Source organism: bacterium (assembly GCA_022763185.1).
Classification (GTDB): domain Bacteria; phylum Bdellovibrionota_G; class JALEGL01; order JALEGL01; family JALEGL01; genus JALEGL01.
Genome location: JALEGL010000005.1, coordinates 1 through 26,844, shown reverse-complemented (window position 1 = coordinate 26,844; position 26,844 = coordinate 1). Strand labels below are relative to the sequence as shown.

Here is a 26,844-nt window from a genome sequence, read left to right as displayed (position 1 = left end):
CAAGTAGGAATTAAGCATATGTTTCACTTTTACAAAATCACCTTATGGACGAGTATTTTTGCCATCACACTTGCTTTGGCACAAGGTGATACTGTTGTTATGGAACACCTTCCTCAGTCGGTTAAAGTTGAGTTAGCCGCATTAGACGCGAAACAGAAAAAATATGAGCAGCATCTTCTGGTTTTGGAGGATGAAGAAAAAGTATTTAAACACTATCATCGAGAGATTAAAAAACTTAAAGATGCACAAGATATTGTATCTACCATCAAGCTCAATCACCAATATCAAATATTTCAAGCCCAAGCTAAGAATTTAGAGCGATTGAGGAATAAAAAGAAATTAGCAAAGCGAGCTGTAGAAGAACAAAATGAGGTGTTGTTACAAAGTATTGATGAGCAACTCAGTAATACAAAAAATGCTTCAATAAAAACTAAAGCTTTATCAAAGCCACAAGTAAAAGCGTTAACAGCACTTTATGAGCGTTATAGTAGAAGTGACTTTAGTATTAAGCAGGAAGAGCCAATTGCCATCCCTAAAGACCTAGATCCAGAAACTATTTTAGCGCTTGAAGATTTATTGGCAGGCATGAACAAGAAAATTGCCATGGTTGAAAGTAGCTTAAAAAATATTCGCCGAAAACAATTTATCAATACATCTCTGATGGATACACTGGAAGAAGAGTCTTTTTTTTCAGAAAGTCAATTCATTCATTCAGGCAACCGTAATCGATCAGATGACTTTGCTGTGAATGCGTTGAATGGTTCCGGTAATAATCAACAAAACCCTGGGGATAACATTCCTGAAACTACAGACAGACTGTTGGGTGAGAATGCGCAAAGAGATATCAGTAGCATTGAAGCAAAGCGGATCGCACAAAAACAAAGCTTTTCTCAGAACGAAGCTTTATTGGATCAAAGCATTGAAACCCTAGAAGCCAGGTTGATTTTTTTACAAGCAGAACGTTTGAAAATTCTTAATGAGCTTAATCAACAATAAAACAAAATACATTTTCTGGGGTATTTACTGTTTAAGCTTTTTTATCTGGCAAAGCAATGGTGTAGCTCAAGAGCAGTTTGTTCAGCTTGGCATTGAATACGACTCCAATGTCTATAAAAATTTTGGAACAAAAAAGGATGACTTTGTTTTAAGAGGGCATTACATGTCTAAAAAACAAGTTTTCAATAAAGAAAACTTTCAAGGCTACTTCCATTATCAGCAAGGGGTTAAAAAATTTATTCAGGAAAACAACCAGGATCAGCTCATACAATCTTTCAGTTTATCAACACAATACAAAAAAAATAAGTTCACGTTTGAATGGCGGCCTTCATTAAAAGTCTTAATTGAGCGTAAATCAGAATTATCGAGCAATTTTGATATTGAAGAAAACTATGTCATGCCAGCCTTACATATGCGAGCGATGTATAAACACAACAATACCCGTTATATTTTTGAACCAGGCCTTAGACTTTTTCAGTTTTATGCCAACGATGATTTTAGCAATATCAGTGAATGGTTGCGGTTTGCCGTAGAACATCGTTTAAATCAATACCTTGAATTAGGAGCCAACTATATTTTTTCATTGGAGCAGTTTTTAGATGTTAACCGTCAGGATAGCAATCATGACATTGGCTTTTTTATTGCTTACCCATTTAAGCCCAATGTTAGATTAAGCTATACCTATGCCGATTCAAACTCTTCCATTGACCGTTTTTCCTTTGTGAAACATCAAATGATGTTTCGTTTGTTTTATGATTTAGGTGAACGTCCCAGTGGAATTCCCTATGTCAGTATTTACCTGTCTGGTACTGTTCAATGGAACAAATTTCCCAGTGTTTTTGACTTTGATGATGAAGGCCAACGTTTTCTACTCACAGAGTCAGAGGGGCAAACCTTTAACTCCTATGCGGCCAAAGTCAGTTACCACATGTCGCCTAAACAGCATTTAGAGCTAAAATACACCAGTTTTTCCAATGACTTAAGCTCACAACAGTTGAATTACGATCGTTCTATCTATTATATAGGCTTTAAACAGCGGTTCTAGATTAAAAGTTGCGACTTGTAAGCATCGAATAAAAATTGTATAACGATGGAGTGAAAGGGGAAAAATGAATAAATTTAAATATTTAGTGTTTTTTTTAGGGGTGTTTTGTGTGAGTTTTGCTCAAGCCCAGAATTATAGTGAATGCAATCAGAGCTTGATTTATGAATACAATCTTCAGGATGCGATTGATAAACACAATTTTGATGCAGGAGTTGAGTATTACTGTTCTGGAGGTGTAAACCATATTTTACGAAGAGCAAAAAATATTATGAAAAATGATGCTTCTCAGTTTTATAGTTTACAAATAGCAACTTTGGATAAATGTTTACAAAACAGTGTTAACTCTCTTAACAATATGCAAAAAACTGAGTCTGAAAAAAAAGCGATTTATTTTGTTTTAGAAAATGAAATTCCATTAAGTGCTGCATATGGACAAGATGCTTTATTTGTAAAGATGGGATCTAAAAAGGTATCGGTTGTGATGGATGATACGCATGAAGTTGGCAATCATATTAATGGTGGCCAAGCATTCCCTGAATATGAAATAGATCAACAAGATTTTATGAATTTAAGCTCTATATCTCAAAACTTAGATACTTTGCTTTGCACAAAAGGTCCTAGAGCTTAAAACGGTCGATACTGTTGTTTATTGTTTTAATTGTTTAATAATGGATGTGTAATTATCACTTTTAAACACAGCTGAGCCGGCTACCAGACATCGGGCGCCGGCTTTTTTTATTGCATCAACCGTTTCACGGTTCACACCACCATCAACTTGTAAAATAATATTTTTACCACTGTGTTGTATTCGCTCGGCGGCAGCTGCAATTTTTTGAGTCATGGCAGAAATGTAACTCTGACCACCAAAGCCAGGATTAACCGTCATCAATAACAGTAAATCTAAATCATCCATAATGTGCTCAATAAAAGATAAAGGTGTAGACGGTGTTAAGGACAGGCCAGCTTTTAGGCCCAGGTCTTTAATGGCACTTAAACAACGTTGAATATGAGGAGTAGCTTCAGCATGGATGGTGAGTCCACTGGCCCCGGCTTTAGCAAAAGGTTCAAGCCACTGTTCAGGATGGCTGACCATCAAATGCACATCCAAATACAGGTCACTGCATTGTTTAATGGAATCAAGAATCATGGGGCCCATGGTTAAATTAGGTACAAAGTGGCCATCCATCACATCGATATGCAGCCAATCAGCGCCAGCTTGTTCCACGGCTTTAATTTCTTGGCCAAGAATTGAAAAATCAGCAGATAATATAGAGGGAGCTATAAGAACATTTTTTGACATGGGCCATACATACTACGAAGCTGAAAAAAACAAAAGCTTTCCCCATAGCCAAGCATTCTAAAGGAAAGAATCATTGCCAAGACTGGATATTTTTATTTTTATATCCAGCAAGAAAGGCCGGTGTAGGCACTTGCTTTTTACCGGGCATTTGAACTTCCAAGACTTCTAACCAAGCATCAGCCGTTTTGACCCAAAGTTGCTTTTTCCCATAAACAAGTTGACCGCAGCTGTAATTATTTTCATTTCGCCAATGCTCAGGTGGGTCAGATAACTGACTGTGTAAGATTTTAATTCTATTCTGGCCATCAAAGCAAAAAGCACCGGGCCAAAGATGGAAAGCGCGAATGAGGTTGTGAATGTCCAAACTGTTTTGTTGCCAATCAATATGTGCTTCTTCCACCTTGATAGGCGGGCAAAAGCTGGCTTGATCATGATCCTGTTGTTTAAAGTGTGATTTGTCTTGATCAATCAAATCTAACGCTTTAACGATGGAATCTGCACCTAGTAAGGATAGCTTCTGTGATAAATCTTCAAAACGCATGTTGGGGGTGATGTTTATTGCAGCTTGGTACATAACATCTCCGGCATCCAATTCTTCTACCAATTGCATGATAGAGATGCCAGTCTGTTTGTCGCCATATTGTAAAGATCTCTGAATAGGGGAAGCCCCGCGCCATTTGGGTAATAAAGAGGCATGAACATTCAGTGTATAAGGACAAATGTTTAAATGACGAGGTGTAAAAATTCTGCCAAAAGCAACCACAACAAAGATGTCAGCACTGAATTGCTCCAATTGAGTGTAAAAAGCTTCGGTTTTTATTTTTTTGGGTTGAAGATAAGGGATGTTTTGTTGTTGGCAATATATTTTAACTGCTGGAGCTGCCAATTGCTTACCTCTACCTTTGGGTTTGTCAGGCTGGGTAATGACCTGAACAACATCTCTACCAGAGTCAATAATGGCTTGTAGGCAGGGTACTGCAAACTCAGGCGTTCCAAAAAATACAATGCGTTGAGTTTTAGGGTGCAAAGAAAACTATACCTTATGGGAAACTTGTTTTTTGTAGAGGTCACGTTTCATCGAGCTGACATAATTGACCAAAAGTTTACCATCCAAGTGATCAATTTCATGTTGAATACAAATGGCTAACAGCCCATCGGCTTCAAGCCTGATTTTTTTACCTTTTGGCGTATAAGCTTCAAGCGTGATTTCTTTGGCTCGATCAACTTCAACATAAAATTCAGGTAAACTCAGGCAGCCTTCTTCTATTTTAGCCTCTCCACGTTTTTCTTTGATGACGGGATTGCAAAAAGCAAAAAACTCTCCCTCATCGTCTTCGCTTTCGGGGATTTGAATAACAATAAGTCGTTTCAAAATACCAATTTGCGGAGCTGCCAGACCAATACCATTTTCATGGAGCATAGTCTCATGCATGTCTTCTACAAGGGTTTGTAGGTCATCATCAAAAACCTCAACATCTTGTGAGCGTTTTAATAAAATAGGGTTAGGAAAGGTTAATACTTCTCGTAAAGCCATGATGGGCTATGTACCACAAAAAAACATGATTGACACCGCCCAAAGATAACTTTTTTGCTGAGATGCTTTGAACTATTTTCTTTTTTGATAACTAAGAATACTCTTAAAATAGATCAGTAAATCTTCTTTGCGCTTATTCGACAATTTAACCAGCTTTATACCTACCCCTTTTAAGTGCTCAGACTGCTTGAGATGGACAACTTCACCATGAACCAAAAATTTTCTTTTGGTAGAGGGGTGGATGATATTGATTTTTACCTTATCTCCCAATTTGAAATCATTGAGGTGTTCTGTTTTTATAAATAAGCCTCCCATACTAATATTATGGGTTAAAGCTTGGTGAGAGTGATCCTTTGAACTCAGTTCAATGTCTAGGTCAACTTGTGCTCTGGGATACTTGCGACAGCCCAGGCCTTTGCCTTTAAAGAGCTGTAAGAGCATATTTTCAAAGTTTCTAGAGTAACGGGGATCAATCTTATTGAATGCAACCGCTAATCCTGCTGGCTTATCTACTTGATTCATGGGGTTGACTCTAACAACGCTACCTTTAAGTTTAAAGAAATGATCATCATCAGCAAGAGCTATCTTTAAGCTTAATTTTTCTCCCACTTTGGCAAAAGGAAATAAGGTTTTTAGAAAAATACCCGTTTTACTCAAATCGCCAGTTACGGTGTGAATGTGATCTTCCCCTTGCAAAATAACTTGTACTTTGGCTTCTATGCGGGGTTTACTGCGTTTTTCTTTGGCTTTTTTCATGTCTAAAAAATGGGGAAGAATCTATTGATCAAGGAATACACGGTCACAATGAATATGGCAAACACAGCCAGAGCAATAATTTTTGGGTCAATTTTTAAAAGCATGGCTCCAATTATATACATTAAGTCAATTTAAGTCAGTTTTTTTGCAATTGATACGCTTGATTAGCACTGTTCACTAAATTTTTTTAGAAATAAATGGGACTAATTGTAATCCTTATAACTAAAGCTTGCTGCGGCATTATTTTTTTCTAAATGCCATTGGTTTGAAACATATGAATAATATAAGGTCCCAGAGAAGAAATATGGAATACGCAGTGTTTTATAATCCTTAGGATAGTCAGAAGCGTTTACTTCAAACATTGAACTAAATAGTTCTAGTGCATGGTCTCTACTGCATTCTTGTAAACATGAATTAATCAGCGGGCAATAGTAATCGTAAATCATTACTACCTTATTTGATCCTGTATTGGCCTCTAACTCTTCAATGTCAAAACAACGCTTGGGAGAGCTTTTTTCAGACATACCTGAAGCTATCCGAACATCCTTAAGATACTCTTGGTAGGCTGATCTTTGTTGTGCACAAGCCCAGTGGGCGTATAAAAAAGTAAGCGTAAACAACAGTTGCAGTTTTTTATTGGTATTTAACATGCATCGACAATAACACTGTTTTGCAGCGCGTAAAAATTAACATTTTTAACCTCAACATTATTTAAAATTATGCTTAAAAAAAATACAGCTATGGTTTTTAAACCTTTTTTGGGTTCAACAGTCAATGTCGACTTCGATAGAAATTTTTGCTGTACTCTTCTTGATATGTAGGATCGTAATACATAGGCTCATCATCGTAGGGTGGTAAAATAACGTAGTCCCAAAAACCTTCCTTATTCATGCGTAATTCACCATCGAGATAAGAAATAGTCTTACTGTACCCATTGTAATAAGCCAGTGACTCAATACCAAATAAAGCTCCTTCAAAAGAACATTCATAGCAGTGCAGTTCTTTGGGGCATGAAAAATCTAAAATACGAGCTTGCTGGGGAGAGGAATCTTGGATTGGAAGGACATCAAAGCAGCGCTTGACACTCCCATCAGTATCGATATCTTCTAGATAACTTGGATAGTGATTGTAGTCAGTTTGGGCATGAGCAAAGTTAGAAAAAAAATACAGTGAAACAGCAATGAACAGTAAACTTCTCCCCAACATAAAATTTGCATAACATGCGATTAAAAATTATTTAAATAAATTATTTTTAGAAAAATATTAATCAGATTAATTATCTTAAGTTAAGATACTAATAAGCTCTTGGCAAATCCAATCTGAGCGAATTTGACCCTGTGCAGTTAGGAATAAATGGCTTGCGTTTTGTTCAGCGTAATGTTGCTTGATCAAATCTTGAACAAGGCTTTGCCAAGCGGCCTGTTGTTGATTTGTATTTAGATATTGCTTGATATAAATAAGCTCAATTCCACGGGTTCTTAAGTGGGTATAAATATATTCTATTAAGTTTTGCTTTTCATTTAGAATTTCATGTTCGTAGGGGTAATGTTGCTGATCAACGGCTTGATAATACTGTGTTAAATTTTTTGGGTTCCACCAACGTTTGGCGGATTGATGAGTTTGATTGTTTTTGGGTATATATGAATGAGCCGATGCTCCTAGTCCCCAGTATGCTTGATGCTGCCAGTAACATTGATTGTGTTTTGACCTGTAACCAACTTGCGCAAAATTAGAAATCTCATACTGTTGAAATTTTTTTTTGGATAAATAGTCTTTGGCTAGAAAAAATAATTGTTCGCACGGCTCTTCGGCTAAGGGCAGCCATTGTTTTGCATTGACCTGTTTTGCAAAGGGGGTTTTAGGCTCTATGGTTAGGCCATACAAAGATAGGTGAGTGAATTGGTGGCTAAATAATAAATCAAGAGTGCTTTTGAAATCATTTAAACTTTGCTGGGGCAATTGATAGATCAAGTCAATTCCAATATTGTTAAGACCAACTTGATTAAGAAGATCTATTGCGTTTAGAGCTTGTTGGCATTGATGTTCTCGACCTAGGAAGGTGAGTTCTTGAGCTTTTAAACTCTGAACACCTAAAGTTATTCGGTTAATGCCCATTGTTTTCCAAGCTTTGGCTTTGTCCAAGGTGATGTCTTCTGGGTTGGCTTCTAGAGAAATTTCAACGTTTTCAAAATCAAATTTAAATTGATGATGCAATGATTTTAATAAGCGATGGATCAATTGAGGGTCAATTAAGCTTGGTGTTCCACCGCCAAAATAAACGCTTTGGATAGAAGGCGATTCGCTAAAAGGTAATAGTCGGTAAAGTTTAATTTCTTTTTCAATAGAGTGAATATAGTTGTGATGATGATCTTCTGTTTTGTTGGCTAGAACAAAAAAGTCGCAATAAGGGCATTTGTATCGACAAAAAGGAATATGAATATAAATACTTAAGGGCTCAGCGTTGTTTGCCATGGTTAATCCAACAGTCTAAAGCATTGGGGTGAACATAAACAACGCTATCCAGTGAACCTTCTGGGTCTTTGGCTTGCCAAAAAAACAGATACTTTAAATATGCACTGAAGTCACTGTAGGTTTGATGAGGGACCATCCATTCTCTAAGTTTATATCGATAGGGTGTATATTGACTCAATTGTGGATGTTGAAGGGTTTCTCGTCTGCTCCAGTCTTGAATAAAAATACGGCTATCCAAACTTGGATTTTGATTGACCGTATACCAGCCATGATAATGTCTTAGATACCAAGATAAGGGCCATATACTTGATGCGGCATTTAGGGTTTCAATTTTTATATCTGGATTGGTTTTTTTGCACGCCAACAGTTTGTTGACCATGGTTTTAGTTTCCCAGGAGGTATGGGTAAAGGCCAGTAAATTTTTTGGGTGCGCGCTAAAAATAAAATTAGCTCGATATACATTAAACAATTGCCAACTGATAAGGATAACCAGACCTAAGCCTAAGAGTCTTTTTTGAAGAACATGGTTTAAGCTGTTGTTAACAGTCTTGCTGATCTGTGGAGCTAGGTATAAAAATCCTGGAACAAGAATATGAACCAGCAGCCAAGGCACTTTTTCTCCTGCGTAACTGTATAGGCTTAAAGAAACCCAAAACCAAAAGATACAAAACGCATAAAAGTGTTGCTTGTTTTTTAAGTGGTAAAGGGTCATGGAAAACCCAGCAAAAATATAAAAAGCTAAAATAAGAAAATGGTAGGCTTGACTAAAGTGAAAGATACTCAAAAGAGAAGAAAAAGTTGTTTCCCAAAACACCTTAATTAAAACGAAAACAATGCTGCAAATCAGAAAAACCCAAAGACTTTGACGTATAGAGGCTTTAGAAGAAGTGATGATTTTGATAAAATAGTACACCATTCCCAAAACAACAGGCAATTCGTATTGTAAAAGCAAAGGTAGGTAGTAATGAAAGGGGCCTCGAATACGTTGAATTTTATGTTGATTGATCCAGTATGGTAGCATTTCTCGGTAAAGCCCATCTAAAACACCTGGCCAGTGTTGACCAAAACCAGAGTAAAGGAGGGAAAAAATCACAATCGGTATGGCAATGAGAAAGCTTATTTTAATATACCTGTGCTCAGTAAAATAAGATTTCAGAGTCTGATGAATATTGCTGAAACTTTCACGTTTGTAGCAGTATAAAACAAGAAGAAAACTGAATAAAAAGAAAAAATAAAATAAGTAGTTGAGTTTTGTGCAAACCATGAATGAGGCAAAGATAAAGCTGTTGAATAGATAAAACGATTTTTTGCTGTGTAAAAACTGATAAAGAGCTGCAAGGCAGGCAACAAACAACATACTCAGCAGCATATCCATGCCTAAAAACCTGGAAAAATAACTTAGGGTAGGAGAGAGTGTTGTTAAGGTCAGAAAAGCCAAAACTGGCTTGAGGCTTTTAAAAAGTAAAAACAATAAAAAACACGATAAATAAATCAGGATTATTCCTGATAAGGCACTGCCAAGTCTGCCGGTAAAATCTGAGTCGCCAAAAACTTTGAAGCACAAAGCTTGTACTGTAAAAAGCATGGGTCCATGAAGAATAGGGTTAAAGCGGTAAAAATTTTGTGTGGCATAATCATAAGAGTATTTTGCATACAGTGATTCATCGTGGTGGTAGGGTTTGTCTCCCAATTGATAAAACCGCGTAAAGCATAACAATAAAAAAACACCGACAATAAAAATACCGACCAATTTTCTTTTTTTTATTTGCGTGATGAGTTCTTTAAACATGGGGATATTCAATCATGTCAATGCAAGTATTAGATTAACAACTTGTTTTTTAATCTGTCAATATGTTTTGGATCAGATCCCCAAGCCAGCTCGCCGCCGATCGAGTTTTTTTGTGCCCCAGTTACGACTTGGTCAATGTTGGGCTTGCCTCGTAAAAATTCAACTGCCAAGACCCCAAAGCCAACAGCTTCAGTTAAATTAGGTGCACAGCCATAATCTTGAGTAGACTGGAGAGTTACTTTTTTACCTAAATGACGCTGTATATTTTTAATTAAACTAAAATTGTAACAGCCACCACCACTGAATACAATTTCATGAAGAGGGTCAAAATTAGGAAATATATCTTTTTGGTAGGCTTGAGCAATGCTGATTGCGGTGGCATCGGTGACACTGGCCAAAGCATCTTCTAAGCTTAAAGCATTAAATTTTTTAAAGATTGCTTCAAGGTGATGTTTTCCAAATGTTTCATAACCAGTAGATTTTGGGGCTTTTTCTTTAAAGTAAGGGTGTTTGAGTAAGGCTTTGACCATGTTTGGGTTAACGGTTCCTTTTTGGGCCAGTTGTCCATGCGGGTCATAACTGTATTCATTTTTACTGTAATGTCTGCAGGCAGCATCTATCCACATATTGGCTGGGCCAGTATCATAGGCCATGATAACCCCTTTGTTTGAGAGTAAAGTTAAGTTACTGATCCCTCCTAAATTATGAATGCTTCTGTATCCTGAATCCGGCTTAAACAATATAGCGTGACCTGTAGGTAAAAGTGGTGCTCCTTGACCCCCTTGGGCTATATCGCTTTGTCTAAAATTGCCAACACAGGTAATTCCAGTGTGTTGAGCAATAAAGCTGGGTGAGCCAATTTGTAAAGTATAGCCAAAATTAAGATGTGGTAATTTTGAGGGGTGATGAAGCAGAGTCTGTCCATGGCTCGCGATAACATCAACATCATGCGGACGGCGTTTGGATTTTTTTAAAAGGTCATGGATGGTTTCAATAGCCAGCTGTGCCCAGTAAGAGCTTAATTCACAGCTTTCTTCTAAATTACGTGCATCAATGCAATCCAATAAACGCTGTCTAAATGCTTGACTATAAGGTACTTGGTGTGAGGCTATGATTTCTAAATGGGGAGAACTGTTTTCTTCATTGCTTTGATAGGAAAATAAAACAGCATCCATTCCGTCCATTGAGGTTCCAGACATTAATCCAATTGTTACAAAAGACTTCATTCGCGTATAGAACATGCTATACTATGTCGATAAATGCAAAAAACAGTGTTAAATAAAAGTAAAAAATCACCTCAACGTAAGGCAGACTTTGATCTACAACCGTGCTTACTCGTATTGAATGGATTTGATGCTGGATCAATGATTCATATAGATCAACAATCCATGAATATGGGTTCAACAAAAAATAATGCTATTGCTTTACGTGGGCAAGGTATTGATGAGTTGCACGCACGTTTAGATATTGTGGATAAAAAAAACATTACAATCAGTCATTACTCTAAAGTTTATCCTACGATGATTAATGGTCAGAGTATTTATCAAACTAGCATTAAGGAAAATGACTGTATTCAAATTGGTGAGCTTCAACTAAAGTTTGTTTATAAAAGTTACGATGAACTTAGTTTAAATGAGTTTAATTTTAAGAAAAACATGTTGGACTCTTATGGGGTGTTGAAGAAAGATTTTTTTGAACAACGCTTTAGCAAAGAGTTGGACTATGCCCAAAAGACAGGACAAAGTTTGAGCTGTGTTATGTTAAGTGTTGAGACCGAATCAGCTCAAAAAGACACCAAACACCATGTAGAGTTAATAAAAAAAAGTTCAAGACGTTACGATATTTTGTGTCGTTATCAAGATAATATTTTCTGTATACTATTAAAAAATACAGCTTTGGATAATGCCTTAATCTTTGCGCATCGATTGCAAAATAATTTTAAACAGTACGGTGATGCTCCTATCCGTATTAATTTAGGGATCAGCAGCACTCAAAATGATTGTATATATGACTCGGCTTCAATGCTGAATAATGCTTTTGGTTTTTTACAAGAGGCTTGTAAGCGAGAGCGGGTGAATATTGTCAGTCAAAGAAACATATAGCAGCTATATGGATGCACAGGTTTTTAGATTGTTTTTTGAAAGTTTGAATGAGAACAGCTCTGACTTGGTACTGGATAAAAACCAAAGTCATTGGCTCAAGCGAGTCTTAAGAAAAAAAGATGGTGATGTTTTTACGGCACTCAATGGCACGGGTGGTGTTGCACAAGTTAAGTTGTGTAAAGATAAATGCGAAGTCATTGCTTTTAAGCAAGAATTAAAAAAAATATGTACGATTGAATTTTATATTGCCATGCTGTCTTTAGATAAAGCAAAATTAATTGTAGAAAAATTAACAGAAATAGGTGTGTCGTCTATTTACTTTGTAAAAAGTAAAAGAAGTCATAAAATATTAGATAAAAAAAAGCACCATGAAAAACTGCATGTTAAGGCAATAGAGTCAATAAAACAGTGTGGGAACCCTTATTTGCCTAATATTTATTTTCAAGACAATTTATTAAGTTTATTAAAGAATTCTCAAAAAGCAGAAAAAAAAGTTTTCCTCAATGAAAATGAGACAAAGAACAGTATGTTCTTACCTAAATTGAATAGTAGGCAAAGAGTTATAATATCTGTTGGACCTGAAGCTTCCTGGGATGTATCTGAAAAAGAGCTGTTTCTGCAACATGATTTTGAGTCAGTATCTTTAGGGCCTAATGTTTTGAGGGCAGAGACAGCCGCAATTGTAGCGGCAGCGCAAGCTTTAACTTTTTGTGACTTTGGATGATAAAAGAAGCTCATTAATCATTAGCTTATCTTGAGTGGTGAGGATTAAGTTATAGAATAAATTAGAAAACTGTACTAGAATGGCCAAATTGGTATTGAATTAAGTGTTATAAAGAGCCAATGAAACCTATCGAACATTTTTTTGTAATGAATCAAGAGATAAGGAAGCTATGTTAAACAAACAAAACAGACTACATATAATTGCATTAATGCTAACCTTAGCAATAGGAGCCTGTGCAGGTAAAAAGCGGGGTGATTTTTCTGTAAAAAAACATGAAAAAAAACCAAATACAATAGCAATTCTACAAGCGAGTTTAATCGATGAAGTAAATGAAAAATTTTCTGGAGATATTAAAAAAGCGCAAGAACACTATGCCCAAGAGCATAAAAAAGATAAAACAGATGATACAGTGATGTTGAAACAGGCTATTTTATATCTTCAAGCACAAAAAATAGATCAAGCACAAAAAAAACTGGAACAAATAGATAAGCTTGAAACTAAAAATGATACTGCAAAAAGGTTACTGGCAAGCTTATATTTATCTAAAGGTAATACAGATAAATCTATAAAAATATACAAAGAACTTTTTGATCAGAAAGATACAGCAACCATTGAAGATGCCATGTCTCTGAGTCATGTTTATATGTTAGAAAAAAACTATCCAGAAGCTTTGTATGTTTTAGATAGTGCCCAGAAACAATTTAAAGAAAAACATATTATTTATTTTTACAAAGCACGGGTATACTCTGAGCAGCAAGATTATGCTAAGGCTAGAACATATTTTGTTAAAGCAAAGAAATATAATCCTAAGTATTTACCCAATATAAAAGCTTTGGGTTATTTGGAAGAGTATGAAGGCAATTATGATCAAGCCTACAAACATTATGAAAAAGTTTTAAAGCTAGATAAGGATGATGATTTGATGCGTTTGCATTTAGCTGAACTTTATTTGAATAAAAAACAATACAAAAAATCAAAAAAACATTTTTTCAAGCTCTATGAAAAAGAAAATAAAAATGCAACATACTTGAGTAAGTTGTCAATCAATCATTATTACTTAGATGAGTATGATCAAAGTAAATCTTACTTGAATGAATTGCTTAAGCACCACCCCCAGTATGATGTTGCTTATTATTATCTTGGTTTGCTACAAGAAAAAACCCGTGAATATGACCAAGCATTAATAAGTTTTTCAAAAGTAAAAGAAAAAAATGAATATTATGTTGATGCAAATTTGGTCTTGGCACAAATTTTATTTGATCAGGATAAAAAGAAAAAAGCAGAACAACATCTGCAAGAAGTAAATAAAAAACATTATAGTGACCGTTTTATTAGAGCATTAGGAAGGTTTTACATCAGTGAAGGTAAGATTGAAGAAGCTGAAGAAGTTTTAAAAAAGCATTTATCTAAAGAAGGCGATAACATACAGTATTTGTTCAGTTATGCTCAGGTTTTAGAAGAGCAAAAAAAATTCAATGAAATGGAAAAAATTTTATATTCAGTGATAGAAAAAAACCCAGATCATGCTAGAGCATTGAACTACCTTGGTTATTCTATGTTAGAAAGAGATAGAAACATTGAAGATGCTTTTGTTTATGTTCAAAGAGCACACCGTATAGCTCCTGATAATGCTTATATTATGGATAGTTTAGGTTGGGCGTATTATAAAAAAGGTGAATATACACAGGCAATGAAATATTTAAAAATGGCGCATGGTAATAGATCAGATGAGTCAATCATTAAAGAACATATTGCAGATACTTATGCCAAGATGGAGCAAAAATCTAAAGCTAAGGTATGGTATAAAAAAATACTTAAAATGAATCCAAATGCAGAAGATCAGAAAAGAATTGAAAGTAAATTGGCAGAGCTGTAGTTTTTTATGGGCAGGCCTTATTAGCTTATTCTTGTATGGGTGTTCAAAAAAAATAAACCCTTATAAGAATTTTAGTCAGCAGCAATGTATTGCACATGCCTTAAACTCACAAAAAAAATATTCTGATCTACACGGTGAATTAAAAGTCAGTTTACCGACGCAGGACAATGAAAAAATTAATTTGTTAGCAGGTTTTCAACTCAATCAGCAGGGTAAAATGATGTTGAGTGTAGATAAACTAGGCTTTAATATTGCTTTGGCTATTATCAACCAAGAGTATATGTATCTTTGGCAGTCTAAACAACAGAATTTTTGGCAAGGTTTGGTTTCAGAAGGGCTTGGGCAAATTTTGACGGTGCCCTTGAGCATGAAGGATATAGTGCAGTTTTTTTACATAGATTGGGATAGTGAAGAGGTATCCAATATTTATGACCATAGAAAATATATTTCATTTGAAGTTGGCTCAGTAAAGCATTGGGTCTCAAAAAAAACATGTGCTTTGTATCAGTCAGAAATATACAAAGATGACTTGGTTATACATATAAAAAAATATATAAAATTACCGTCAAAAAAAATGTTGCCAAAGTTAATTGATCTTAATTATCAAGATAAAAAGGTGCAGCTGACTCTTAATCAAGTTTTTGAACAAGCATTGAATGATAAAAAATGGGAAAAATTTAAGAAAAGTTTTTTAAAAACATTAGAAAAAAAACCTATGTCAATTGAATGACAATTCATGTAAGAATTAAAGGCGTAAATCAAATTCGTTTTGTGTATATTTGAGTTATTGAATCCTTTTAATTGGAGAGAATATGCAAAAAGACCATGTTTTGGAGATTAAAAATTTAAGTGTAGGCTTCAATGTAAGCCGAGTGTTTCAACTTGCTTGTGAGAATATTGATTTTGAGTTGAGACCTAACAAAACATTATGTTTGGTGGGTGAGTCCGGTTCAGGTAAATCCGTAACTGCTCAAAGTATTCTTGCTCAGCAAAAATTGGCACAGTTTAAGTATGGATCAGGAGAAGTTTTTTTTAAAAATAAAAATATACTAAGCTTAAGTGATCAAGATAAATCTAAAATTAGGGGTAAACATATTGGCTTTATCCCTCAAGACCCCTTTGAGGCACTGAACCCTGTTCTTAAAGTAGGGAAACAAGTAGAAGAAGCGTATCTTTTGCATTTTCCACAAAATAAACTTAAGGCTAAAGAGCGTGTCATCAGTTTTTTTGAAAAAGTAGGTTTATCTGCACCTGAGAAACGTTACGATGCATACCCTCATGAGTTAAGTGGAGGTATGTTGCAAAGGGTGTTAATTGCTCATGCATTGATATGTGAGCCGGATGTGCTTATAGCAGATGAACCTACGACAGCCTTAGATGTTACCATCCAAGCGCAAATTTTAGATTTGTTAAAAGCAATGCAAAAAGAACATGGCATGGCCATATTGTTTATTACCCATGATTTTGGAGTTGTTTGTGAGATGGCTGATGATGTTGCTGTGATGTATGCTGGTCAAATGGTTGAGTATGCAGATATTCAAACCATAATGAAAACCCCTAAGCATCCTTATACCCAAGCGTTGATTGCTTCTGTATTAAACTTAGAGAATGAACATAAAGGCAAGAAACTTCCCTTTATTTCTGGTACAGTTCCTTCCTTAAAAGATTATCCAGAGCATTGCCGTTTTTATGATCGATGTAAAGAGAGTACACCAGAATGTTTAAGTTACGACATGCAGAAAATTTTACTGAATAAAAACCATTGGACTCGATGCATGAAGGCACAACAATGAAAAAAAATAAAAGATCATCAGCAATTCAGATTTATGCTTTAGGCGGCTTAGGGCAAATTGGTATGAACATGCTGGTTTTACAGCATGAGCAAGATGCAATTATTATTGATGCTGGAGTTATGTTCCCTGATGAATATTACCCCGGAATAGATTTGATTTTACCCCCGTTTTTACCCTTGTTTAAAAGTGATGTTAAAGTGCATGGTATTATTGCAACCCATGGTCATGAAGATCACATTGGAGCCATTCCTTATGTTCAGAAAAATATCAATTTACCCGTTATTGGATCTCGTTTTACATTAGAGTTACTTAAGAAAAAATATCTTGAGCACGGTTTAGATTTAAAACAACACAAGCTGCATCAGGTCAAAAATGGCGAGTTTTATGATTTGGGCCCGTTCAATATTGAGTTTATTGAAGTCAGTCACTCTATTGTTGATGCCTTTGCTCTGGCCATTGATACTCCCATAGGCAAGGTTGTTCATACAGGTGATTTTAAAATTGATGAATCAGACCCTCGGTCAAAAACCAATATTGAACGTTTTGGGCAGCTGGGTAAAGACAATGTTTTACTCATGCTATCGGACAGCACCAATGTAGAAGTTCCTGGAAAGAGCAAGTCGGAGAGTAGTGTTAAAGACGGCTTAGGTAGCTTGATGCAAGAGTGTGAAGGCTGGTTTGTTGTGGCTTCTTTTGCTTCGCATATTCCAAGGATACAGCAAGTTATTGACCTAAGCGAAAAACATGGTCGCAAGGTTGCCGTTATGGGCAGGTCTATGGTGCATAATGTGCATTTGGCTAAAGACTTAGGTTATTTGCAGTTTGAAGACAATACTTTGATTGATGAAGATGAAGCGGTTCTTTTGCCTCGAAAAAAATTGACCTTACTATCGACTGGAACACAAGGTGAACCCAGAGCAGCATTGGCAAGAATGGCTTATGATGAACATCGAAGTTATCTTTTACAAGAAAAAGATGATGTGGTGATGTCTTCTCGTTTTATTCCAGGTAATGAAAAAGCGATTTATCAAATTATCAATGAGTTGCACAGAACCGGTGCCAAGGTCTATACCAATCAAGGTTCAGACATTCATGTTTCTGGACATGCCTATAAAGAAGATTTACGTTTGGCCCTTGATTTGATTAAACCGCAACATTTTATTCCCATTCATGGGGAGTATAGACATTTGCTCAAACATGCTGACTTGGCCAATGAACAAGGCGTTAAAAGTGTCTTGCTTGTAGAAAACGGTGAGTGTGCGCATGTTACGCAAGATAAGGGTCATGTTGAGAGGATAGAGTCATTAGAGCCTATTGTGGTTATGAATAAACAGCTCAGTCAAGTGGGAGAAAGTTTTTGTAGAACACGGCGTAAAATGGCCTATTGCGGAATGATTGTCTTGTCCTTGGTGGTGGATCAAAAAAATTGGATGTGGAAAAGTGATTTGGATATTCAGGCTCCAGGTGTCTTTTTTAAAGAACAAGAAAAAGAGATGCTATCTAAAATGGCCGTTTATATCGAGAATCGCTACTTTGATGATTTAAAAAAACAAAAACGATTCAATGGTATGCAAAGTATAGAAAGAGCAGCCAGAAAATTTGTAGACTTAAATCTGGGCAGAAAACCTCAGGTCATCCCTATAATTTTGCAGGTCTGATGGGATAAATTAAATTGGCTTAAGTTTTGGTTTTTTTTGATTGCTCAAGCATTTTAAAACTTTCATGTTGAGCGTTACGGATAAGAGACTGAATATTTTTACTTTCAGGTAGATTTTTCCAAAATCGTACTGGCATTTCTGATTTCATCATTTTTACTTTTAGTCTGTTGGGGTTAAAAATAGAACAGTAAAAAATATCCCACAGCTCCTCTGTTTGGTCAGTCAATTGAGTATATATAGATGAGTTTCCTGGACCTCCCCAAGTAAGAGTTTTTGTGTTCCAGGCAACACTTTTATAAGGTGTTAAAATTACCCAATGCATACTAGCAAAGCGGTTTTTAAAAAAAGGTGTCACACGATCTAAAATACAATGATCCGGTTCGTACCAGCTGATGAAACAATCGGATTTTTTTTTGACTTCTTTAAACCTTACAAAAGCCTTCATTTTATGACAGTCCCTAGCAATAGCCTTGCTCATAAGAAGAAGCTTTTTTACATCTGGGTCATGGTGCATGTGTAAAAGGTGTTTTTTTTCAAATTGAATGCGGTAGAGTACACGATACAACAGTTCCCACTTTTCATTATCTTGATGACAAGCAACCGTCTTGGCTAAGTGAATAAACTGTCTGGAGACTGAAATTTTTTGTGCTGGTTCCAATAAGTTTGAATTGGCCCACAGCGATTGTTGCCCATTGTGATTCCATAGAATATCGCGGGGAGAAATTTGATTGAATATGAAGCTACGAGCAAGTTTTTGCCAATGTTCAAAACTTTCAATGGTATCAACATAATACATCTTACCAAAGCTCCATTTGCTTAGACTCTGAACTCAAGTGTTGTTTGAGCTGCTCATGGTCAAGCAAGCTAGACTTTAGGTGGTCTTTTGCTTTGATAAAGTGTTTTGCTCTATTGTAAGCAAGGCCAAGCTTTTTTAAATCATGGTGTTGAAGTTGATGATACTTACGAATATGTAGGATCTTTTGGACACTTCTTAAACCAATGCCTGGAATTCTAAGCAAAAGTTCTTTGTCAGCCGTGTTGATATCAATAGGAAATAGATCCCTTCGATTTAAAGCCCAAGCCGTTTTTGGGTCAAGATTAAGGTCTAAATCAGGGACATCTTCTGGGACAATTTCATCCACATCAAAACCATAAAACCGCAATAACCAGTCGGCTTGGTATAGCCTATGTTCACGTATCAGGGGAGGCTTTTTTAAACTTAATAGACTATGCGCATCCGGAATAGGACTAAAGGCAGAGTAATACACTCTTCGCATATTATAATTTTTATACATGGAAGAAGAAGTTTTGAGTATGGATCGATCATGGCTTTGAGTTGCGCCAACAATCATTTGTGTGCTTTGGCCACCCGGAGCAAACATGGGAAGTTTGTATTTTTTTTTGGTTTTGTAATCGTGTTTAGATTCAATGATATCATTGCGTATCCCCAGCATTTGACTTTTTAATGTTGTAATACTTTTTTCAGGGGCCAATTGTTTGATGTCTTGTTTGCTGGGAAGCTCAATGTTGGCACTAAGTCGGTCTGCATAAAGTCCAGCTTGATGAATTAAAGTTTGTGAAGCTTCAGGAATAACTTTAAGGTGAATATAGCCATTGAAGTGGTGCTGGGTGCGTAAAGCTTTGACAATGTTAAGTAAACATTCCATGGTGTAATCTGAACTTCTAATAATGCCAGAGCTTAAAAAAAGCCCTTCAATGTAGTTGCGTTTGTAAAAGGATAGAGTGAGGTCCACAACTTCTTGGGGGGTAAATCGAGCTCGTTGAACATTGCTGGAAACTCTATTGATGCAAAACTTACAGTCATAAATACAGTAGTTGGTCATTAAAATTTTCAATAAAGAAATACAGCGACCATCTGGGGTATAGCTATGACAAATGCCCATGCTTTGCGTATCACCAATAGCATTTTTATCAGGTTTTTTAGCTCTATTTGAACCACTGCTGGCGCAAGAAGCATCATACTTGGCGGCATCAGCTAAAATTTTGAGTTTTTTTCTTATTCTATTATGGTCCACTTCAATAAAGTAAACACTATTTTGAAAAATGTACAGAAATCAAAAAGTTTTTACTTAGATTAAATGTAAGCTTTTTTTATTTATCAAAACATGGCTTGCTGCATTGCGAATCACACGCTATACTTGCACGGATATGCCCAAGAAAAAGACCAAGAATACTAAGATTAAAACGGTAAAATCAGTGACCAAAGATGATCAAGCGCATCAGTGGGCGGTAAGAGAATTTTGGGCCTTTATTTTATTCACATTTGCAGTTTTTTCTTTTTTAGCATTGATTAGTTACAATCCAGTTGACCCTTCATTTACAACAATCGTTGAAGGTCAGCATCGTATCCATAACTTTGGAGGCTTGCTTGGTAGTTATTTGGCTGATTTATATGTTCAGGCCTTGGGTTATGCATCGTATGTCTTAATAGCCTTACTCTTAACAGCAGCAGTGTTGTTGGTGTTTTCTGAGAAAAAAGTTGTTCAAAAAAGAAGGTTTTTTTCTGCTTGTGGTTTGTTGTTAGCCATAGCAGTATGTTTAAGTCTTTTTGATCAAAATGTGAGCTACCCGTCATCATGGGGCGGGGCTTTAGGCTTTTGGGCAGCACAGTATGGACAATCTTGGTTGGGAGTTGCCGGTACTGCTTTGTTGGTGGGTGTTGTCTTTTTTGCATCTCTGTTTTTTATGACTGGACTCAGTGTGAGACAGTTTTTCATGCAATGCAGGGCTGGGCTTATTGTTTTAGTCCAGACAACGATGTCGGCGGTACAAAAGTCTTTGTCTAGCTTAGGGAGGCTTTTTAAAAGTGGGCAGCAAAAGTTGAAACAAAAACCTCAATACAAAGAGCGTTTTGACCAAAATAAATTAATGGGCAAAAAAGTTACTTTAAAGGATGTTGCAAACCAGCCTGCTGAAACTGATACGAATGCTTTAGATGAAGATATTCCTATTGTTATTAAACAATTCAATCAAGATGCAGAGCAAACAAAAGATCAAGAGACGAGTGAAGAAGATGTGTTTGGTGATAAAGGGACGGTTATGTTTAAAGCAACGGAAGACCCTATTCAATACACCTTGCCAGAACTTGATTTACTTGAGGCACCTAAAGATGAGGATCAAGAGCTGGTTATTGATAAACAAGAACTATTAAACAATGCCAAAGTGCTAGAAGCAAAGCTCAATGACTTTGGTGTTAAGGGTAAAGTGATTGAGGTTCAGCCTGGTCCTGTGGTGACCATGTATGAATTTGAGCCAGCGCCAGGGGTTAAGGTGAATCAAATTGTTCGCTTGAATGATGATCTCACTCTAGCCTTAAAAGCGCTTTCCGTAAGAATCACAATGCTACCAGGCAAAGCTGCGGTTGGGATTGAAGTGGCCAATGCCAAAAGACAAACCGTCTATTTAAAAGACATTGTTAAAGAAGATGTTTTTCAAAAAAATAAAAGTTTGCTCACCATGACCTTGGGTAAAGATATTTCCGGGAATGCATTTACCGCAGATTTAAGAAAAATGCCGCACTTGTTGGTGGCCGGCGCCACCGGCTCAGGTAAATCTGTTGCCGTTAACTCTATGATTACCTCTATATTGTATAAAGCAACGCCAGACCAAGTAAGAATGATCTTGGTGGATCCAAAAATGCTGGAGTTGTCTTTGTACGATAAAATTCCACACTTGTTGTTGCCGGTGGTGACCGATCCAAGGAAAGCTTCAGCCGCCTTACGTTGGGCGGTAGCCGAAATGGAAAGGCGCTACAGACTCATGGCCGATATTGGTGTGCGTAACCTAGAAGGTTACAATGCAAAGGTTTGGGATGTGATTGAAGAGCAAAAACGGATTGAACAAGAAAAACAAGCCTATCAAGATGCAGATGAAAGCAATCACAATGTTTATGAAAAAAAAGAACAAGAGCACACTGGGACTTTGCCCTTTATTGTGATTGTTATTGATGAACTTGCAGATTTGATGATGGTATCCAGCCGTGAAGTGGAAGAGTCTATTATACGTTTGGCACAGATGGCGCGTGCTGCCGGGATTCACCTGTTACTGGCCACCCAACGTCCGTCTGTTGATGTGATTACCGGGGTGATCAAGGCCAACATGCCATCACGCATATCCTTTCAAGTGTCTTCAAAGATTGATTCAAGAACCATCATTGATACCAACGGTGCTGAGATGTTGTTGGGCGCTGGCGACATGTTGTATTTGCCACCTGGGACATCCAAATTGGAGCGGATTCATGGTGCGTTTGTTTCAGATAAAGAAGTGGAACGTGTTACCAATTTTTGGAAAGCGCAAGCACAACCTCAATACAAAGAAGAGATCTTGCAAGCGGCTGAAGAAAGTGTGATGCAGTCAGAAAATGAAGGCAGTGATCCAGATGATGAATTGTATCCCAAAGCCTTGGAGCTGGTATTAAGGCACGGTTCAGGTTCAATCTCTATGATACAAAGGCGCTTAAGAATAGGCTACAATAGAGCGGCTCGTTTGGTGGAACGTATGGAAGATGAAGGGTATTTGATTGCCGGTGACACGGGCAAACCCAAAGAATTGAACATGAACCGCTTTGAAGGAATGGTTTGATGATTAAGTTAGATCGTATGGTTTGGAAGAATATTAAACAAAGAAAAGGAATGAAACAATGGTTTTAAGATGTATTTTTTGTGTGTTGCTAAGCAGTGTTGTTTTTGTGATGTTGGCTGGAGCTGAACAGCTGCCCAAATGCTCTATTGACTCTAAACAAGTGCAATGTAGTGAAGATGAAGAAACTCAAAAAAAGAAAACAGAGTTGTTGATTAAAAGTGGTGGGCTTCAAAAAAAAACAGCTGATAAAACAACAGATAAAAAGCCGCAAGCGTCAGTGAATAAGCAACAAAATCAGAAAGACATATTCTATGCAAAAAAACTGGATCAAGCCTACAGTCAAGTTAAAACCATGCAAGCTGACTTTGTACAAGAATACATTGCCGGTTTAAAAGAAAAGTCAGCCAAAGGAAAAGTATACATATCCCGACCTGGAAAAATGAAATGGGACTATGCCAGCCCAAAAGGTAAGTTTTTTTTAGCGGACGGTGAGCATTTAAGTTTGTATGACCCGGCTTTTGGCCAGGTGATGCAAAGTGATCAAGCCAGCCCTGATCAAGCCCCCATTGGTTTAGCTCTGCTTTTTGGGCAAAAAAAAGCCAGCAGCATGTTTCATATAGAAATGGTTAAAGAAGATAAAAAAACGGTCACTTTAAAATTAACACCCAAAGAGGCTGTTCCTAATATTGAGCAAATCCAGATGGTTTTGGAAAAAGCTTCAGTGTACAGCATTAAAGAAAGTAAAGTGATTGATGTTTTTGGTGGAGAAAACACCCTGCGCTTTAACAATATAAAAAACAATATAAAACTCAGTGCTAGCGTTTTTAAATTTAAAAAACCCAAAAATGCAAAAATTGTCAGTACAGATAATTTCTCACTGTAATTTATGCATACAAACAAGCATTGCAAATGTCTTTTAAATCAAGTAGAAGCGAGCTGTGAGTAAAGAGACTAAAAAAGTAGGCATGATCAGCTTGGGTTGCCCAAAGAATCTTGTGGATTCAGAAGTCATGTTAGGGCATCTAAAAAATCAGGGTTGGGAAATCACCGATAATCAAGATGACGCTGATGTCATGGTGGTCAACACCTGTTCGTTTATTGAAGATTCCAAACAAGAATCCATTGACACCATTTTAGATGTTGCGCAACTGAAAGAAAAAGGAAAGCTCAAAAAGTTGGTGGTTGCTGGCTGTTTGTCACAACGTTATGCCAAAGACCTTGAGCAAAGTATGCCAGAGGTGGATCACTTTTTAGGCACTGGCGAGTTTGAAAGTATTGCCAGCTTTGTGGGTTCCGCCCAAAAAATAAAGTCCACTGATGATGAGTTGCCCATGGCCAGATCTTTGGTCACAAAACCAAAATTTACCTATGATTATGCAACCCCCAGGGTTGCAGTTTTACCCAAGCATACGGCATATGTGAAAATTGCTGAAGGCTGTTCACGCACCTGCAGTTTCTGTATTATTCCAAGGCTTCGTGGCCCTGGACAAAGCCGTTCTATTGATTCAGTGGTAAAAGAAGTTCAAGGCTTGGTAGAACGAGGAACCAAAGAAATTCATCTCTTAGCGCAGGATCTCACGGCCTATGGCATTGATAGAAATGATGGAACCAGTTTGTATGGTTTACTTAAAGAGTTGGATCAAATTGATGGTTTAGAGTGGATTCGTCTAATGTACGCTTATCCTCAACATATATCCGATGAGCTCATTGATTTAATTGCAGGTTCAAAGCGTATTTGTAATTATTTGGATATGCCCTTGCAACACATTGATTCAGAGCTGCTGGCCACCATGCGCCGTAAAGTGGATGAACAAGCCACGCGTGATTTACTTAAAAAGTTGCAGGATCGTATTCCCAATTTAACACTTAGAACAACCCTGATTGTTGGCTTCCCTGGTGAGACTCAAGCTCAATTTCAAAAACTGTATGATTTTGTAGAAGAGTTTGAATTTGATCGTTTGGGCGTATTTACTTATTCTTTAGAAGAAAATACTGGCGCCTATTTAATGAAAAATCAAATAGATGAAGCCATCAAGCAAGAGCGCAAGCATCAACTCATGACTTTGCAACAAGGTATTTCAGCTAAAAAAAATGAAGCCATGCTGGGGAAAACAGTTAAAGTCTTGATTGACAAGCATTTACCACAAGAAAGCATGCATTTGTCTGTTGGCAGAGCAGAGAGCCAGGCTTTGGATATTGATGGTGAAGTTTTTGTCAGCCAACGTCATCCTATTGGCAGTTTTGTAGAAGTAGATGTAGAAGCTGTCAGTGAATACGATTTGTACGCATAAGTACCCAAAGGTATGTCATACCTTTGGGTACTTAGTTGTAGATAAACCCAAAGGGTATTTAATTAAATGATCTCTTACTTTATAAAAACGCCTACTTTTTGAATAAGCAAATACAGTTCTATTTAATCCTTTTTTAATTAACTCACTTTCCTTTGCTGAAAAACAAGTATTTAACCAAGATAGTCTTTTTTGTATGTTGCGAGGTATTATTTCTGACAGCTCAATATATTCATCATCAAAAAGGTAAAAGTGAGGTTTTATTTCAGGAGCCAGGAGATATTTTAGTGAAGAGTAGGGATACATTTCTACATTGGGGCATAAATTTGCTTTGACTGGATTTCTATAAATGTAGCGATATATATTAGAATAATAAATACTGTCTTGAATAATACACCACTTATATGAACTACCAAAAATATGGTTGATTCTCTGTGCACGATACGTGATGGATTTACTAACTTCTCGCATCCAGTAATGCATGATTTTATCTATGTTTGCATAAGGTGTTTTTATTAGTAAATGAAAGTGATTGGGCATTAATACAAAAGCATAAGTCTTATGTTTGTACTGTTCATGTGTTTTTTCAAAATATTTTAAGCATATTTCCCATACTTGGTTGAGGGGGATAGGAAAAGGATCTTTATTATTGCTTCTAGCATAAATATGGTAAGGGAAAACATCTGTTCTGATTAATGGTCTTTTTGGCATAAAGATAATGTAAGCAATCCGTATACCAAAATATCTTATTCACAGTTAGTACCTATAGGTATGTCATACCTATGGGTACTGTTGGGGTGGTGGAGGGTCTCCTTTTTTCAGTTGATAGTATTTTACAGCTTGAAGATGTTGTTGGTAAGTTTTTGAAAAATAGTGCTGGTTTTGATTGCCCATGGCTACAAAGTACAGGTAGTCAGTTTTTGCTGGGTTCACTGCGGCCTTGATGGCAGTTAGCCCTGGGTTGGCAATGGGACCAGGAGGTAAACCTTTAATCATATAAGTGTTGTAAGGGGTTAAAGTCCTTAAATGCTTTCGGGTTAAGTTACCATCAAAATTCTTAATGCCATAGATGACGGTAGGATCAGTTTGCAAACGCATGTCTTTTTTGAGCCGATTATGAAAAACTGATGAAATGATGGGCTGTTCAGGAATGTTGCTGGATTCTTTTTCAATAATTGAGGCTAAGGTAATCCATTCTAAAAGTGATAAGCCCAGCCGTTTGGCCTTAACTTGTGAAGGTATGGGTAAGTTGAGTTTAAATTGCTCATGCATGGTATGCAGGACTTTGTTGACAGGGGTATGTTTTTCAAACAAATAGGTGTCTGGGAATAAGAAACCTTCAAAACTTTGAGCAGGGATGGAAAAGATTTTACATAAATCAGGATCAAGAGCTGACATTAAAAAATCTTTTTTATTAACAATGTCTTTTTTTTCTAAAATATCTGCAATTTCATAAATATTAAGACCTTCTGTAATGGTTACACTGTAAAGCTTTACCGAGCCTTTTAGTAAAGTGAGTTTTAGTTTTTGAAAGCTTTCACGTTCTTTGAGCTCGTATTCACCGGGTTTAAGCTTTGTTGCAACATTGTTTAGACGTAGATAGGCATACAATAGCTTTGGATAAGCTGTAATGTTTTTTTCAGCCAATAAGTAGCTAATACTTTTAGCAGAGGCATTTTTAGGAACAATAACAGTTTGACTTTTGTTGTGACGAGGAGATAAATAAATAAGTTGCAACAGCCATAAGCCTACAACAAAAACAACAGCCCCAACAGCCAACTGAAAAAACTTAATCATCAGTAAATTACTATTAGATTAAAAAGTAAAAATTAGCCAGTTTTAGATTGATGATGGTTTATAGGAAGTGGAGTTGAGATGTCACGGGGATGATAAAACAAAAACGACGATT

The 26,844-nt window shown here is 36.6% G+C and carries 25 protein-coding genes; 12 read left to right on the top strand and 13 right to left on the bottom strand.

Translation table 11 applies throughout. The annotated features are described in order from the left end of the window. The first annotated feature begins 18 nt into the window (after window positions 1-18). The 3 genes from MRY82_01695 (at window position 19) to MRY82_01685 (ending at window position 2,669) form a co-directional block, all read left to right on the top strand. Entirely contained in the window at window positions 19-996 is a 978-nt protein-coding gene (locus tag MRY82_01695; GenBank protein MCI5071641.1) for a hypothetical protein, read from the top strand. After that, a complete protein-coding gene (locus tag MRY82_01690; protein MCI5071640.1) occupies window positions 977-2,041 on the top strand; it encodes a hypothetical protein in 1,065 nt (354 codons plus the stop codon). Before MRY82_01695 ends, MRY82_01690 begins: the two co-directional genes overlap by 20 nt. Before the next feature lie 64 nt (window positions 2,042-2,105). Next, window positions 2,106-2,669, top strand: a complete 564-nt coding sequence (locus MRY82_01685) for a hypothetical protein (GenBank protein MCI5071639.1) — start codon at window positions 2,106-2,108, stop codon at window positions 2,667-2,669. Between the two features lie 18 nt (window positions 2,670-2,687). Here MRY82_01685 and rpe read toward each other — a convergent pair whose 3' ends face one another. From rpe to MRY82_01640, 9 genes are all read right to left on the bottom strand, one after another. Beyond that, window positions 2,688-3,341, bottom strand: a complete 654-nt coding sequence (rpe, locus tag MRY82_01680; protein MCI5071638.1) for a ribulose-phosphate 3-epimerase — start codon at window positions 3,339-3,341, stop codon at window positions 2,688-2,690. Between the two features lie 70 nt (window positions 3,342-3,411). Further along, entirely contained in the window at window positions 3,412-4,368 is a 957-nt protein-coding gene (gene fmt, locus MRY82_01675; protein MCI5071637.1) for a methionyl-tRNA formyltransferase, read from the bottom strand. Window positions 4,369-4,374: 6 nt separating this feature from the next. Beyond that, window positions 4,375-4,875 carry a peptide deformylase gene (gene def, locus MRY82_01670; GenBank protein ID MCI5071636.1) on the bottom strand — a complete coding sequence of 167 codons (501 nt, stop codon included), beginning with the start codon at window positions 4,873-4,875 and terminating at the stop codon, window positions 4,375-4,377. A gap of 72 nt (window positions 4,876-4,947) precedes the next feature. After that, on the bottom strand, window positions 4,948-5,631 hold the full coding sequence (locus MRY82_01665; protein MCI5071635.1) for a PilZ domain-containing protein: 684 nt from the start codon (window positions 5,629-5,631) through the stop codon (window positions 4,948-4,950). Window positions 5,632-5,834: 203 nt separating this feature from the next. After that, window positions 5,835-6,281, bottom strand: coding sequence for a hypothetical protein (locus tag MRY82_01660; protein ID MCI5071634.1), 447 nt, complete (start codon window positions 6,279-6,281; stop codon window positions 5,835-5,837). A gap of 121 nt (window positions 6,282-6,402) precedes the next feature. After that, window positions 6,403-6,837 (bottom strand): hypothetical protein, encoded by a 435-nt coding sequence (locus MRY82_01655; GenBank protein ID MCI5071633.1) that lies wholly within the window; start codon window positions 6,835-6,837, stop codon window positions 6,403-6,405. 75 nt (window positions 6,838-6,912) lie between these two features. Then, complete coding sequence (gene hemW, locus MRY82_01650; GenBank protein ID MCI5071632.1) at window positions 6,913-8,103, bottom strand: radical SAM family heme chaperone HemW; 1,191 nt, start codon at window positions 8,101-8,103, stop codon at window positions 6,913-6,915. Then, entirely contained in the window at window positions 8,087-9,892 is a 1,806-nt protein-coding gene (locus tag MRY82_01645) for a TIGR03663 family protein (GenBank protein MCI5071631.1), read from the bottom strand. Before MRY82_01645 ends, hemW begins: the two co-directional genes overlap by 17 nt. A 29-nt stretch (window positions 9,893-9,921) precedes the next feature. After that, window positions 9,922-11,091 carry an anhydro-N-acetylmuramic acid kinase gene (locus tag MRY82_01640; protein ID MCI5071630.1) on the bottom strand — a complete coding sequence of 390 codons (1,170 nt, stop codon included), beginning with the start codon at window positions 11,089-11,091 and terminating at the stop codon, window positions 9,922-9,924. 60 nt (window positions 11,092-11,151) lie between these two features. Between MRY82_01640 and MRY82_01635 the strand changes: the two genes are divergently transcribed. The 6 genes from MRY82_01635 (at window position 11,152) to MRY82_01610 (ending at window position 18,045) form a co-directional block, all read left to right on the top strand. Next, window positions 11,152-11,994, top strand: coding sequence for a diguanylate cyclase (locus tag MRY82_01635; protein ID MCI5071629.1), 843 nt, complete (start codon window positions 11,152-11,154; stop codon window positions 11,992-11,994). Window positions 11,995-12,001: 7 nt separating this feature from the next. After that, window positions 12,002-12,718, top strand: coding sequence for an RsmE family RNA methyltransferase (locus MRY82_01630; protein ID MCI5071628.1), 717 nt, complete (start codon window positions 12,002-12,004; stop codon window positions 12,716-12,718). Between the two features lie 169 nt (window positions 12,719-12,887). Beyond that, on the top strand, window positions 12,888-14,594 hold the full coding sequence (locus MRY82_01625) for a tetratricopeptide repeat protein (protein ID MCI5071627.1): 1,707 nt from the start codon (window positions 12,888-12,890) through the stop codon (window positions 14,592-14,594). Continuing rightward, window positions 14,548-15,324, top strand: a complete 777-nt coding sequence (locus MRY82_01620; GenBank protein ID MCI5071626.1) for a hypothetical protein — start codon at window positions 14,548-14,550, stop codon at window positions 15,322-15,324. Before MRY82_01625 ends, MRY82_01620 begins: the two co-directional genes overlap by 47 nt. 82 nt (window positions 15,325-15,406) lie before the next feature. Further along, entirely contained in the window at window positions 15,407-16,387 is a 981-nt protein-coding gene (locus MRY82_01615; protein ID MCI5071625.1) for an ABC transporter ATP-binding protein, read from the top strand. After that, window positions 16,384-18,045 (top strand): ribonuclease J, encoded by a 1,662-nt coding sequence (locus MRY82_01610; GenBank protein MCI5071624.1) that lies wholly within the window; start codon window positions 16,384-16,386, stop codon window positions 18,043-18,045. Before MRY82_01615 ends, MRY82_01610 begins: the two co-directional genes overlap by 4 nt. A 19-nt stretch (window positions 18,046-18,064) precedes the next feature. On the opposite strand, the gene MRY82_01605 is transcribed toward MRY82_01610, so the two are convergent. Then, window positions 18,065-18,841 (bottom strand): TIGR03915 family putative DNA repair protein, encoded by a 777-nt coding sequence (locus MRY82_01605; protein MCI5071623.1) that lies wholly within the window; start codon window positions 18,839-18,841, stop codon window positions 18,065-18,067. A 1-nt stretch (window position 18,842) separates the two neighbouring features. Next, window positions 18,843-20,081, bottom strand: coding sequence for a putative DNA modification/repair radical SAM protein (locus tag MRY82_01600; protein ID MCI5071622.1), 1,239 nt, complete (start codon window positions 20,079-20,081; stop codon window positions 18,843-18,845). Window positions 20,082-20,214: 133 nt separating this feature from the next. On the opposite strand from MRY82_01600, the gene MRY82_01595 reads away from it, so the two are divergent. The 3 genes from MRY82_01595 to rimO are packed head-to-tail and all read left to right on the top strand — an operon-like array spanning window position 20,215 to window position 24,938. Continuing rightward, window positions 20,215-22,647: a DNA translocase FtsK 4TM domain-containing protein gene (locus MRY82_01595; GenBank protein MCI5071621.1), complete on the top strand. Its 2,433-nt coding sequence runs from the start codon at window positions 20,215-20,217 to the stop codon at window positions 22,645-22,647. Window positions 22,648-22,705: 58 nt separating this feature from the next. Then, complete coding sequence (locus tag MRY82_01590; protein MCI5071620.1) at window positions 22,706-23,530, top strand: outer membrane lipoprotein carrier protein LolA; 825 nt, start codon at window positions 22,706-22,708, stop codon at window positions 23,528-23,530. A 55-nt stretch (window positions 23,531-23,585) separates the two neighbouring features. Next, the gene (gene rimO, locus MRY82_01585; protein MCI5071619.1) at window positions 23,586-24,938 is read left to right on the top strand and encodes a 30S ribosomal protein S12 methylthiotransferase RimO; all 1,353 of its coding nucleotides are present in this window, start codon (window positions 23,586-23,588) and stop codon (window positions 24,936-24,938) included. A gap of 15 nt (window positions 24,939-24,953) precedes the next feature. Here the strand turns inward: rimO and MRY82_01580 are convergent, their stop codons facing one another. After that, window positions 24,954-25,646, bottom strand: coding sequence for a transposase (locus MRY82_01580; GenBank protein MCI5071618.1), 693 nt, complete (start codon window positions 25,644-25,646; stop codon window positions 24,954-24,956). Window positions 25,647-25,715: 69 nt separating this feature from the next. Further along, window positions 25,716-26,732, bottom strand: a complete 1,017-nt coding sequence (gene mltG / locus MRY82_01575) for an endolytic transglycosylase MltG (GenBank protein MCI5071617.1) — start codon at window positions 26,730-26,732, stop codon at window positions 25,716-25,718. Window positions 26,733-26,844 lie beyond the last annotated feature (112 nt).